This is a genomic window from Dokdonia sp. Asnod3-C12, assembly GCF_045063975.1.
GTDB lineage: Bacteria > Bacteroidota > Bacteroidia > Flavobacteriales > Flavobacteriaceae > Dokdonia.
In genome coordinates this window covers 73,085-86,102 of record NZ_JBEFNY010000003.1, presented here as the reverse complement: position 1 = coordinate 86,102, position 13,018 = coordinate 73,085, and the positions used below count along the sequence as shown (strand labels likewise).

The following is a 13,018-nucleotide window of genomic DNA, read 5'->3' as shown; positions in this document are numbered from 1 at the left end:
CTGACTTTCCAGATATGATGACAACAAGCTGTTGTAAAACAGAACATCCAAATGCTTGAACATCTGGATGTTATTAAACTTAGTTTTTAATTACTGTTTTTGAGACTACTGTATATAGCATATTGCTCTTCAGTTAAAAACGTTTGCATATTACCATCTTTACGTTTGGCAAGTTTAGCAAGCTCTTCTTTTTTATCTGCAGCGCTAAGACCTCCAGCTCTAAGTCTATCTTCTGTAGATTTAAATGCTTTTATAGTTTTAGAAATATTTGCTACTTGTTCTGAGCTAAGATTGAGTTTCTGTTTAAGCATGTCAATCTCACTTACTTTTTCTGTATTTGTAGTACTTATGCTAGGGCTTTGTGCTTGAACATTTGATATTCCAACAAAGGCAAAGAGTACTAATGCGATAATTATTTTCATAATATTTATTTTTAAAATTATAAGCTCAAGAGCTTTTCTATATTTTCTAGAGGTCGTCCAATAACGGCCTTTTTTCCGAGAACTACAATGGGACGCTCTATTAATTTAGGATGTTGAGACATAGCGGCTATAACATCCGTATCGCTAAGTTCTCTTCCTTTATAGTTTTCCTTCCAGATAGTTTCGCCTTTTCTTACGAGTTCCATAGGAGATATATCAAGCATATCAATAAGAGATGCAAGCGCTGTTTCAGAAAGAGGATTATCAAGATATTTTATTACTTCAAATTCTTTTCCGGACTCTTCTAGCAAAGCTAGACCTTGTCTGCTCTTTGAACAGCGAGGATTGTGATATATTTTAATCATATGTAATAGTTATTTTTCTTGTAGTGTTACGTGTACTCCTTTTGATCTAAGTTGGACCGCAAGTGTTTGTGCATCTGTAAAATGAATACCTGTTATTCCAGCCACCTCGCAACCTTGGATATTTTTTAGACTATCATCTATAAATATAGCTTGAGACGGTTCAATCTTATAACGATCCAGCATAAGATCATAGATATCTCTAAAGGGTTTACGAGTTCCCTCATCTCCAGAGACTAGAATTCCTTCAAACCATTGCAACCAAGGAAACTTTTTAAGCGCAATAGGGAATGTCTCACCACTCCAGTTAGTAAGTGCAAGCACTCTATAGTCGGGATTATCTATAAGTTCTTTAAGAACCTGTAGCGTGCCTTCATGAGTAAAACCGAGCATTTCTTCCCATCGCCCATAATACATTTTTATGAGCCTTTCATATTCTGGAAACATTGCTATGCGTTCTTGTGTAGCTTTCTCTAGAGAATAACCAGCGTCTTGGTTAACATTCCAGTCCCATGCGCAAATGTGATTGAGAAACCAATCCATCTTTGCTCGATCTCCTCTAAATTCTTTGAGATAAACGTATTCTGGACTCCAGTCTATAAGTACACCGCCTAGATCAAAAATAATAGTATTAATATTTTGTTCTTTCATAGCTCTTTTTTTAGTCAATAATCGTGTGTGGGACGGTATCTAGATTCCAGTCTATCACTAATCCTCCTGCTAGTGAACGTGCTATTTCTGCACCATATAAGTGTTCTGTAAGGTAGAGTGCAGCCTCAAAACTTTTGGCACCACCAGCAGAGGTAATGTATTTTCCGTCATGAACAAATAGGGTTTCTTTTCTAATATCTAGTGCTGGAAATTTAGCTCTCATTTTATCTATATCACTCGGGAAAGTAGTAGAAACTTTATCATTGAGAAGTCCTGCCTTTGCAAGCACAAAGGCACCGTCACAATGAGAAGTCATAAAAAGAGCTTCTTTATCTACTTTCTGAACAAACGAAATCATCGCCGCATCATCTAGATCTGTATCTAGGTGATGCTCTGCGCTAGGGATTACTAGAATGTCAATCTTAGGCATATTTCCCTGTGTATAATCAAAATCGGGTAGGAGGTACATACCTTCAAATGTTCTAATAGGATCCAGTGTATTTGCAACGGTAAACACATTCATTGCCTTAATACTATCTCTGTAAATCGTGTGCTGAAAAATATCAAAAGGCGCCGTGAGTTCCGTATTAAAAGTGCCATCCATAATTAAGAAAGCTACGTTATACCTAGATGTATCTAATACAGGTTGCGCTTTCGCGAAAGCGTTATTTTCATTTGTAATATGCTCTTGTAATGACTTTTGATCGTCTTTATTAGTATTGCATGCTTGTACCAAAAGGGCACTTAAAATGATAATAATAATTCTCATAAATCTTATTTTGAAGTTAAAGATACAGGTTCTGGCGGTGTTTCATTTGCAAGCATGCGCTTAACAATATATAACAATAGCCAAGCGATAAGCGTGAGTCCTATCAAAAATATCCACGTCGTTTGAAAACCAAATGCTTCTGTGATTTGCATACCACTATTGTGCCCAAAAATATGCGCTACCGAAAATGACATGCTGTAAACGCCCATGTATGCGCCTTGTCTTCCTAACTTAGAGCGGTCTAAAGCAAATTTATTACTAAAGGGAAACGAAATCATCTCCCCAAAGGTTGCGATAATCATCCCAATGACTATAATGCCTACCCATGTTTCCCATAGTAGTAACACAAAACTAGCACCTGTCATGAGTAATCCCAAGATGGTGCTTTGTACGTTAGAGAGGTTTTTCTTTTCCATCCAAGCGATGAGTGGCATTTCAAACACTACAATCAAAATACCGTTAAGAGCAAGAATAAGTCCTATGGCATCCTCACCAAGTTTATATTCATCTTTATAATATAATGGCACTGTCGAAAAGTATTGTACAAAGACAATCCCAAATAACGCAAGCGCAACGAGAAACAGCACATAAGGCGTGTCAAGCAAAGGTTTTTTAGGGTTTTCAATCATGACTTCTTTATCAAGTTCCTTTGTTTTTTTAGGATTTAATACTTGAGTCATCAGGATAGCAGCAAAGAGACACGTCAAGCCGTCTACATAGAATAGCGCATCATATCCTGCTGTGGCAATAAGAATTCCTCCCACAGCGGGCCCTACAGAAAAACCTAAATTAATAGCAAGTCGTATTAGGGTAAGTGAGCGTGTTTTATTTTCTGGTTTTGAGTAGGCACTTAGCGCTACAAAAAACGCAGGACGCCCCATATCTGCCAGTGCCATGAGGATAAAAAATGAGAAGCACATTACCCAGAAAGTCTCTACATGCATCACCCATAAAAAGTTTATTCCAGTAAAAATTAAACTTAAAAGGATGACTTTATAATAACCTATTATGTCACACAATTTACCACCTAGCCATGCTCCGGCAAAAGAACCAAGACCATAAGACGTCATAATCCATGCAACATCTGGCAGGCTAAAATGGAGATCTTTATTTAAATAAATAGAAAGAAAAGGAATCACCATAGCGCCCGCTCTGTTTATCAATGTGATGAGCGATAGCCACCAGATTTCTCTAGATAGCCCTTTAAAAGTATTTGTATAGTTGCGTAGTAGTGTTTTCATAAACGATAGATTAGATGGTAAAGACCTACGCTAGACCATAAAAGTAAAGAGTCCAGCGTGGTGGCCGGACTCTTTTATATTGTTACTCTTTATAATCATATAGTGACAACATATCAAGTCTGGCGCAGCGTTGCACACGAGATGAATGTATATGTTGTGATTAATATCATACTATGTGTAAAGTTATAAAAATAATTGAGTTGAGTACGCTTTCGCGAAGGCGTAACGTTTATACAATCTCTCCTCTTGATTTCAATTCTTTTTTGATAGCCCCTCTTATAATAAACTGCAATGGAACTGTACCCAAGCAAGAAATACCAACTACCAGTGTAGCTATAAAAGAATTTGAATCTTCCCTTGTAGTAATCCCGTAAATCGAGATACCAATTAGAAATGATATCACGATAAGCAAGGCAACAATAATCACTGTAATCAAGTTAAGATTAGAGCGAAGTTGGTTAGAGGTTTTATTAGAAAGATCTATTTTCATTTTGATTACTGATATGTTTTAAAAATAAATTAAATATTGCGATTACATCTCGCTACCAAAGAAGATAGCGTTCATTAATAATTTATTGGTACCATACCAGAACGCTCTAAAGTTTGTGTTATCTGTAAATAAAATCACCTCACCACGTCCAGTACTTTGATGTACAAAAGGTCTAGTTTCTGGAATTGCTTTTAGGTTAATTTTTGAAATATAACCAGCTTGCAAAGGAGTCTTAGTATACTGGATAGGGTTTTTATAACTAGTAGAGTCTGCTTTGACAAAAATAGTGGTGTTTCTAAATAAGGAAACCTTATCTCCTGTATATCCAAAGTTAATAGGGTGAGATCTATCTTGCTTTGCTTCAAAGATTGCTCCTCCTATTACTTGCGCACCGCTAAAATCTCTGCGCTGCTCAAAGCTCACATTCTTAGCAGGATTTTTAGTTTCCTCAAAAGAAATATTCAGCATTTTGTTACCCTTGAACCAGTTGGCTACATTTTTATATCCTATAAGTGTACCACCATCGCGAACCCATTGTTTAATATCTTCTGTAGTGCCTTTATCTATAGCGCTTCCCCAGAGATTAGGTAGAATGATATCTGTGTATTGAGATAGGTCTGCGCGTCCTAAACTCTTAGTGTCGAGTTTTGTGATACGCATATTATAACGTGTATCAAATAGATGCCAGATTTCTCCTGCATCGTACGGGTTAATGCCTTCCCCTACAATAATAGCAACTTTTGCAGGCTTAAGCGCTCTAAACTGATTACTACCGAGATCTATTCCTTGTGTAAGCCCGGTGCTCACAGATTTGATAGTTACATGTGCATCTTGAGCTATCTCATTTATAAAGGCATTTAACTCTTGCGGATTCAATGATTGATTTTGCACAGGAATCATAATAGTCCCATAGTCATAAGTAGCACCTTCTAGGATGAATTGCTCCATACCTACTTTTGCTCTTATTCCTTTATTTAAGATGCTGTTAAGTGCCTTGGGAGTATAGTAGTCATGCCATTCCATCAAGTATGCATAGGTACTTGAAGCGACGGCAGGCGTTGGCTTCATCGATAACTCTTGAATCTCATTACCCGCGTTATTTAAAGATGCATTTTCTGAGAAGTCTACACCAAATGCTAGTGGGAAAGACCATGCACTAATATCATAAAACAAACTGTCTTGAAATGTAGTTCGTTTTTCAAACATAGCTTTTATAAGGCGGCTTTGTCTTTGGTTTTTTGGAACCATGTAGCTCATTCCTTTTTTGAAGTTGCTATTACCTTCGGTAAAATCTTTGTCTACTTCATGCACTTTAATTTTATGACGCTTTAGTATTTCAGCAAGGTGATAAGAGCTACTTGCATCTTTTTCACTCCCGAAAACGTATGCACCATTCGCTTTTTCGCCTCGAGCGTTATTAAAGAAATCGCGCTGATAGTCTAGTAATTTTGAACGCATTCCTTGCGCTGCTTCTAATGTGGATAAGATAGCAGTAAACTGATTGCGTATGGTGAATTTAAATTCTAGTAATCCATTTTCTGTTTCTTGAGCGTGGCCGCGGCTACTTCCTTGTTCAAAAAGAATCCCAATACCTCCATTTATATCTGGAAATGTAGATCCTTTTCCATAGTAAAAATCATCAAAGCTTTCTTCTGTGTAGTAGAAGCTACCTATTTTATCTAGTGCTGCCGCGTGATAATTACCTATTTGTTTTGTGATCTCTTGGTTTAAAGCAGGCGTGAGTGGGTGTGTACGTGATTGTATTCCTGGCTGGAAGAAAAAACTACTGTTAGATCCCATCTCGTGGTGATCTGTAAGAATATTAGGATACCAGTTATGAAAGGTATTGATGCGAGCACGAGATTCTGGAAGTTGTACAGGAAGCCAGTCGCGATTCATGTCAAACCAGTAGTGGTTAGTACGTCCGCCAGGCCATACCTCATTATATTCACGATCTTGTGGGTCAGGATTGATGTTTATACTCTTATTAGTATTTGCCCAGTATGCAAATCGTTGTAAACCGTCTGGATTAAAGGATGGATCAAAAAGGATGACTGTGTTCTTAAGTAAGTCATCGATTTTAGGGCCTTGTGCAGCGGCAAGATAGTAAGCAGCTACAAGTCCAGCATTTGCCCCAGAAGGTTCATTACCATGTATAGAAAGTCCTTGATATACTACGATAGGCATATCACTAGTATTTAAAGAACCGCTTCCGTTTTCTGTAAGTTTTACATGCTCTGCGCGTATCGCTTCTAGGTTGTTGTGATTGTTAGGAGAAGTAATTGTAAGTAAAAGAATAGGGCGACCCTCAAAAGTTTTACCTCTGTTTTCTATTGTAATTCTATCACTAGCAGCTGCGAGTGTACGCATGTACTCAGAAAGTTTATCATGACTTACGTGCCATTCTCCAGGCGTATAGCCTATAATGCTTTCTGGTGTAGGAATAGATTGATCATAAGTTACATCTTTAGGAAGGTAGTAATCCATATCTACACTGCCAGTTTGAGCAAGTGTGTTAAGGCAACTTAATAGTAGGGTAGTAAGTGTAAGTAATAAACGCATTCTTTTGGTCGATTTAAAGTTGTTACGCTTTAAAAGTAAACAAAAGAAATCGTGCTCGCACGTGAGAAGTGTAAACTCAAATAATAACTACAAGTAAATGAAAATTAATATTACTTGCGTTCCATTTTATCAAGATACCCACAAGCTGCTCCTATAATACCTGCATGATTTTTGGTTTTGGCAGCTACGATAGGGATATCTGTAGTAAGATATTTTTCAAATTCCTCCATGTGTTTGCTTATGCCACCGCCTATGATGTAGTGGTTAGGAGTACAAATCAACTCTACATTTTTTAAGAAAAAATTAAAACGCTCTGCCCATTCTTTGTAAGTCAAGTCTTCTGCTTTGCGCACAGAGTTTGCTGCATATTGTTCAATAGGCTTTTTTTTGTATGGTAAACGACCTAATTCAAAATTAGGGATGAGCTGGCCATTATAAAACAAGCCAGAACCAATTCCAGTTCCTACTGTAATCACAGCAACAAGACCTTTTAAATCCTTTCCTGCGCCATATCTTACTTCTGCAAGGCCAGCTGCATCTGCATCATTTATGGCAGAGCATGGAAGTCCTGTTTTTTCGGTAAAAAGTTTGTCTATTTGAACTCCTTGCCAGCTTTTATGCATATTGCCGTAAGCCATGGCCTTACCATCTACCACTACTGTAGGAAAACCTACACCTATGGGACCAGTCCAATTAAAATGTTCTACAAGTTCTTGTACGCACTGTGCAATAGCCTTGGGTTTTGCGGGACGTGGTGTATCTATTCTAAAACGTTCTCCTAGATATTCTTGAGTTTCAAGATCTACGGGAACTCCTTTAATTCCGGTTCCGCCTATGTCTATGCCTAGTATTTGCATGTAGTGATGGTTTGCTTTGGGAAGTGAAAGATAGGAATTTTGAATAAAACTCAAAGAATGATCTCTAAGTTACGCTTTCGCGAAAGCGTAAAACAAATACTAGTAGGTAGTTATAGTACTTCTTTTTCTTCCTCATGAACCTCTTTACCGTACTCTTGCTTGTAAATTTTTACAATAAGTAGAAAAATACTCACTACAATAGGGCCGAAGATTAAGCCTATAAAACCAAAAAGCGGCACACCCACAATAACTCCGATAATAGTTACTAGCGGGTGTACATCTGCAAGACGTTGCTGTATCACTAGCCTAAATAAATTATCTGTAGATCCTACAACGATAATGCCGTACAAAGCAAGCACTATAGACTGCCAAACATCACCAGCCGCATATAGGATAATACATACTGGAATTACCCCTAAAGCGGTCCCTACAAATGGAATCATAGATCCTACTGTTACTATTGCAAACCAGAAAAATGGATCTTCTACACCTAAAATCAGAAACCCGATGAGAGCGACTACACCTTGCAGCAGTGCAACCAGCGGAATACCAATGGCATTAGATTTTACTAGATCTACACTGTCTTTTCCTATTAATTTTAAGTTTTTGTCACTAAGTGGGATGTACTCTAAAAGTGATTCTCTAAATGTTCTCCTATTAGTGAGCATATAGTAAAGCATGAAGTACATGATCCCTATAGCAATAAAGATATTAAACGTGCTTCCTACGAGGCCTTGAAGATTATTACTAACCCACTCTGTAATGGAACTTGTATCTATCGAACTAGCGAGATCCATCCCAAACCTAGTCTCTAGAGAAGATAATTGCGTTTTAACAATATCTATGACTTTCCCGCTATTTTCTACTGCCTTACTTATTTTTGAGGTAAGCATAAGTACTAGCCCAGCGATAGGAAGGAGGATTACGAGAAAAGACGCAGTCATTAATAATCCTGCTGCTATACCTGGATTCCACTTACGTTTTTTTACAAGATATCCTTGCCATTTACGCATCAATACAAATAGCGTGATTGCTCCCAGAACACCTGAAAGATACGTTGCCATTTCTTTAAAAATAAGCCATCCTAATAGTATGATTAGGAAAATAACAAAGGCTTGTCTAAGTAATCCAGGTTTTATTGATTGCATATATTATGTTGCAAAGATTTGAGAATCGTCTTTAAAAGCTTTAAATTCTAAAGCATTACCGCAAGGGTCATAAAAAAACATTGTTGATTGCTCTCCTACAAGTCCTTCAAAGCGTGTATAAGGAGCTATTACAAAAGTTACGTGGGGTGCAATTTCCTCAGCAAATTTTTGAAATTGATTCCATTCTAAAACCACTCCAAAATGTGGGACGGGAACTGCTTTACCATCTACCTCATTGTGAACTTCATCTACGGTAGATTTTTCTTTATAATGTATTACAAGTTGGTGCCCAAAAAAATTAAAATCTACCCAATGATCGCTACTGCGGCCTTCAGGTAGATTTAAAATATCTCTATAAAAAACTCTTGCTTTCTCTACGTCATCTACGGGAATAGCAAGGTGGAATGGTCGTACTGTCATAATGGATGTTTTGAAGTACTAATTTACACCATTTTTTGCTTTGTTTATTTTTCAGATGCAATTGCGTCTGTATCTTTTCTATGTTTAAGTAATGAGATGCCTGCAAAGAAAAATACTACACCAAGTATTGTAAATGCCCACGGGCTCATCCCTGTGCTCAAACTTCCAAAAATTCCCATAACACCAAGTACTAACATAATGGCACCTGCAATTAACGCTATTACTCCTATAATCTTAATCATAACTTATTCGTTTTATTATTTAGAAGTTAAAAGTAATTGATTGATGGAGTGATGATTTACTAGTTAACATCACATTATCACAGTTTTAATAGGAGTTTATGAATGTGAGGTACATTTTGGCAATCTTTGGGAAAAGCAGTTTTTATTTTGTGGGGTAGTAGCGGCACTTTTATTTAAATTTGCAACCTTAATTACTAATCTTTTAGACGTTCCGCGTGATTACAAAACGAATTATCCCTTGTCTTGATATTAAAAATGGTAGAACTGTAAAAGGAACTAACTTTGTAAACTTGCGTGATGCTGGAGATCCAGTAGAGCTTGCAAAGCTCTACTCTAATACTGGTGCAGATGAGCTAGTTTTTTTAGACATATCTGCAACAGAAGAACGTCGTAAGACCCTTGCAGACCTAGTATTGCGAGTAGCATCACAGGTAAATATCCCATTTACAGTAGGAGGAGGAATCTCATCTGTAGAAGATGTAGATATCTTACTACAAAATGGCGCCGATAAAGTTTCTATTAATTCTAGTGCTGTAAAAAGACCAGAATTAATAAATGAACTAGTAGCAAAATTTGGCTCACAGTGTATCGTAGTAGCTATAGATGCAAAGTTTATAGATGGCGAGTGGATAGTACATTTAGTAGGCGGAAAAGTACCTACAGAACTAAATCTTTTTGATTGGGCAAAGGAGGTGGAAACTCGTGGAGCAGGAGAAATCTTATTTACATCAATGGATAATGATGGTACAAAAGATGGATTTGCAAATGAAGCACTAGCAAGACTTTCTGAAAGTTTAAACATACCTATAATCGCAAGTGGTGGCGCGGGAAACATGCAACACTTTGCAGATACTTTTATAGAAGGGAAAGCAGATGCAGCACTAGCGGCAAGTGTGTTTCACTTTAAAGAAATAGAAATAACAGATTTAAAACAAGAGTTAACTTCGCAAGGAATAGCGATGAGATCATAAAACTCGTTCATAAAAAAAAGTAATGGAAATAGATTTTAAAAAATACGAGAATGGTCTCGTACCAGCAATCATTCAAGATTCAAGAACTAAGAATGTCTTGATGCTAGGTTTTATGAATAATGAGGCATACGAGAAAACAATTGCTACAAATAAAGTAACATTCTTTAGTCGCTCTAAGCAACGTCTATGGACAAAGGGAGAGGAAACTAAGAATTACTTATTGCTAGATAACATCAAGAACGATTGTGATAATGATGCACTGCTTATCCAGGTAACACCACAAGGACCTACGTGTCACAAAGGAACAGATACCTGCTGGGGAGAAAGCAATAAAAGTAACTTCAGCTTCTTAACACAGCTAGAAGAAATTATAGAAGATCGTTGGAATAATAAGGACAACGCAGATTCATACATTGCATCACTATTTAATAGCGGTATCAATAAGGTAGCTCAAAAAGTAGGAGAAGAAGCAGTAGAGGTTGTAATAGAAGCAAAAGATGATAATGATCACTTATTCTTAAATGAAAGTGCAGATCTTCTTTTTCACATTATGGTATTGCTACAAGCAAAAGGTTTCCACTTACGTGATGTAGAGAAAACACTTATCTCTAGACATAAATAAAAAATCAATGGAGAAGTAGCAATAATACTACTTCTCCAGTTGACCAGCTATCACACTTAATTAGTTGTTATTTTCAATGATATCTAAGGTTTGAGTAATCCAGTCCTTATCAAAACTTAATTTGATTTCTGGTTGTACGCCTACATATTCATAATTTATAAATTTATGAAAATTCATATCTGTAGGGTAAATTGCAAATTGACCGGATGGTGAGTCTATTAGATTCCCATAATTAGAACCATAAGCAAGGGCACCATACGTGCGCTGGCCTAGATGTTTTGCGTTTTTTAATCCTTTCAGTTTGAGAGTAAATTGCTCGCCATTACTTCCACACCAGAAGTTTGTAACGACATAAACATTCATTTTGTTCTTTTTAAAGATTTTATAAAAAGGATCTGAATATTTAGAATTACCTCCAGAATTATCACGTAGATCTACGATAATATTTTTTGCAGTAAACTTATCTTTTGTTTCCTCATAAAACTTATTAAAAGCGGCTACATTTTTACTATTATTTGAAAATGTCCCCATATATACATACTGCGTGTCTGGTGTAAGTTGTTTAAATTCCCAATCTATTTGGTCTTCCTTAACCTCAGAAATCACATTAGTAGCTTCTTTTTTAAGATGCCATAAGCGTCCATTAGAATATAGAAGTCCTCTCACATATCTTAACTTTCCGCCAGGAATATCGCTTGTAAGTACATCATACATATTTTCTCCATTTGGCGTAATTCTATAAGCAATCTGTTCAGGAATCCAGCCTTTATTATTAGAGGTAAGGACAACTCCTTCATAAGCATCACCTTTCTTAATAACGCCTACCGTCATAGATTCCTTTTTCTCATAAATGCCTTCTAGACTTTCAAAAGACTTCTCTGATAATTCTGCTATGAGTTCTTCAACGCTCATATTACTCTTAGGATGATTCTTAAATAGTTCGCTTTTGCGAAAAAGTTCTAATTCAACATCTTGGTCTACTATTTCGGAAGTGATTACAGGCTTCATATGACGTATGTGTGCATGTTTATCCTTTACAACAGATAGTAGTGCATTGAGCTTAGAAAAGCAATCTGTAACACTCATTTGTGTATTCACTTCTCGCTCTAATTGATTTAAGGTAGTTGTGTACTCTGAGAGTTTATTTCCTTTCATTTGTTTCTTAAAAGAAGTCATTTCTTTTATTTGTTCATTAATGAAAGAGAGTTCCTCTACGCAGTTGCAGGTTTGAGTGGATTGCGCTTTCGCGAAAGCGGAAAAAAGAAAAAATACGGCTATTGAAAGTGTGATAAGTGTTTTCATAATAGATGATTTTAAAGATTAATTCTAAATACTTGATGAAACAAATCTAGAATTACAAAATCAACAATCTCAATAAACACAGTGCTTTGGGGTGAGATGTCCTTAGTTTGTGGTAAAATTCAGGGCTTCTTTTGTGCTAGGCGCAAAAGTTTTTGACACAGGTATAAAAATTTCATGAGAGAGAACGAGACCTAACTTACCAGATTCTGTTTTATAGGATAAAAAATGCGATGGATTTATCAAATAAGAGCGGTGTGTTCTCATCATACTTGGTAGTGATTTTTCTAGGTGAGATAATCGAGCTCTAATTAATTGTTTTCTATACGAGCCATTATCTTGAAAATGAATTTCTACATAATTATCTGACGCTTCTAGTGCTATTAAATCTGATAGGAATAATCTGATTCCTTCATAATTGCCATCACCTTTTATTTCTATTTTTTGTTCTTCAATTTGCTTTTGTTTATACTTTCCAAAACCAAAACGCCCTATGAGAACTATAGGAAAAATGGTAAGGACCGCTGGAAGAAAAATAGAAGTTAGATAATAGTAAAGAGAGTACGGATTAGGTTCGCCACGTACTACGACATACATGTAAAAACTACGCATCACGACAATTGACCAAATAACAAAGACAAGAAAAAAGCTTATCTCATTAATAAGTAACCATTGATTATTAGTTTTTTTAAATAACCAGTATTGAAATGGAAGTATGGTTACATAGCAAAGTGCGCCAAGAAGACCATAAAGTGATAAGATAAAGAGACGTTCACTATCATGTAGCTGAGAAACATCAAGTGGCTCTGTAAAATATAGAAATGTAAAAATCCATAAAGCCATGCCTAAGGCTATAATAAGTTGATGTTTTATGGAAGGATCAAATGGATGTTTTTTCAATATGAATTAATTTAATTTTGAAATAACGAGATATAATGCTTCATTTTTAATGCGTGTGTAAT

Annotated in this window: 15 protein-coding genes; 2 read left to right on the top strand and 13 right to left on the bottom strand. The window is 36.3% G+C overall.

Features of this window, described 5'->3' with window-relative positions; genetic code table 11:
• Positions 1-86 precede the first annotated feature (86 nt).
• The 11 genes from ACJJVW_RS00430 to ACJJVW_RS00380 all read right to left on the bottom strand — a co-directional run bounded on the left by ACJJVW_RS00430 (position 87) and on the right by ACJJVW_RS00380 (position 9,164).
• Positions 87-422, bottom strand: coding sequence for a hypothetical protein (locus tag ACJJVW_RS00430; protein ID WP_405250369.1), 336 nt, complete (start codon positions 420-422; stop codon positions 87-89).
• Positions 423-439: 17 nt separating this feature from the next.
• Positions 440-787 carry an arsenate reductase (glutaredoxin) gene (arsC, locus tag ACJJVW_RS00425; protein ID WP_405250368.1) on the bottom strand — a complete coding sequence of 116 codons (348 nt, stop codon included), beginning with the start codon at positions 785-787 and terminating at the stop codon, positions 440-442.
• Positions 788-796: 9 nt separating this feature from the next.
• On the bottom strand, positions 797-1,435 hold the full coding sequence (locus tag ACJJVW_RS00420; protein ID WP_405250367.1) for an HAD family hydrolase: 639 nt from the start codon (positions 1,433-1,435) through the stop codon (positions 797-799).
• Between the two features lie 10 nt (positions 1,436-1,445).
• The gene (locus ACJJVW_RS00415) at positions 1,446-2,204 is read right to left on the bottom strand and encodes a DJ-1/PfpI family protein (RefSeq protein WP_405250366.1); all 759 of its coding nucleotides are present in this window, start codon (positions 2,202-2,204) and stop codon (positions 1,446-1,448) included.
• A 5-nt stretch (positions 2,205-2,209) separates the two neighbouring features.
• Complete coding sequence (locus tag ACJJVW_RS00410) at positions 2,210-3,445, bottom strand: MDR family MFS transporter (protein ID WP_405250365.1); 1,236 nt, start codon at positions 3,443-3,445, stop codon at positions 2,210-2,212.
• A 229-nt stretch (positions 3,446-3,674) separates the two neighbouring features.
• Positions 3,675-3,935 (bottom strand): hypothetical protein, encoded by a 261-nt coding sequence (locus ACJJVW_RS00405; RefSeq protein WP_339849013.1) that lies wholly within the window; start codon positions 3,933-3,935, stop codon positions 3,675-3,677.
• A gap of 42 nt (positions 3,936-3,977) precedes the next feature.
• Positions 3,978-6,497, bottom strand: a complete 2,520-nt coding sequence (locus ACJJVW_RS00400) for a M14 family zinc carboxypeptidase (protein ID WP_405250364.1) — start codon at positions 6,495-6,497, stop codon at positions 3,978-3,980.
• Between the two features lie 110 nt (positions 6,498-6,607).
• Entirely contained in the window at positions 6,608-7,354 is a 747-nt protein-coding gene (gene ppgK, locus ACJJVW_RS00395) for a polyphosphate--glucose phosphotransferase (RefSeq protein ID WP_405250363.1), read from the bottom strand.
• 110 nt (positions 7,355-7,464) lie between these two features.
• On the bottom strand, positions 7,465-8,502 hold the full coding sequence (locus ACJJVW_RS00390; protein ID WP_298327855.1) for an AI-2E family transporter: 1,038 nt from the start codon (positions 8,500-8,502) through the stop codon (positions 7,465-7,467).
• A 3-nt stretch (positions 8,503-8,505) separates the two neighbouring features.
• Positions 8,506-8,922: a VOC family protein gene (locus ACJJVW_RS00385; RefSeq protein WP_339849023.1), complete on the bottom strand. Its 417-nt coding sequence runs from the start codon at positions 8,920-8,922 to the stop codon at positions 8,506-8,508.
• Between the two features lie 44 nt (positions 8,923-8,966).
• A complete protein-coding gene (locus ACJJVW_RS00380; RefSeq protein WP_144784234.1) occupies positions 8,967-9,164 on the bottom strand; it encodes a hypothetical protein in 198 nt (65 codons plus the stop codon).
• A gap of 215 nt (positions 9,165-9,379) precedes the next feature.
• Between ACJJVW_RS00380 and hisF the strand changes: the two genes are divergently transcribed.
• Positions 9,380-10,135, top strand: a complete 756-nt coding sequence (hisF, locus tag ACJJVW_RS00375; RefSeq protein WP_108879017.1) for an imidazole glycerol phosphate synthase subunit HisF — start codon at positions 9,380-9,382, stop codon at positions 10,133-10,135.
• A gap of 22 nt (positions 10,136-10,157) precedes the next feature.
• Positions 10,158-10,757, top strand: coding sequence for a bifunctional phosphoribosyl-AMP cyclohydrolase/phosphoribosyl-ATP diphosphatase HisIE (gene hisIE, locus ACJJVW_RS00370; RefSeq protein ID WP_298327865.1), 600 nt, complete (start codon positions 10,158-10,160; stop codon positions 10,755-10,757).
• 60 nt (positions 10,758-10,817) lie between these two features.
• Here hisIE and ACJJVW_RS00365 read toward each other — a convergent pair whose 3' ends face one another.
• Together ACJJVW_RS00365 and ACJJVW_RS00360 are read right to left on the bottom strand one after the other, a co-directional pair.
• Positions 10,818-12,059 carry a hypothetical protein gene (locus ACJJVW_RS00365; RefSeq protein ID WP_405250362.1) on the bottom strand — a complete coding sequence of 414 codons (1,242 nt, stop codon included), beginning with the start codon at positions 12,057-12,059 and terminating at the stop codon, positions 10,818-10,820.
• 102 nt (positions 12,060-12,161) lie between these two features.
• Complete coding sequence (locus ACJJVW_RS00360; RefSeq protein WP_405250361.1) at positions 12,162-12,956, bottom strand: LytTR family DNA-binding domain-containing protein; 795 nt, start codon at positions 12,954-12,956, stop codon at positions 12,162-12,164.
• Positions 12,957-13,018: the final 62 nt, after the last annotated feature.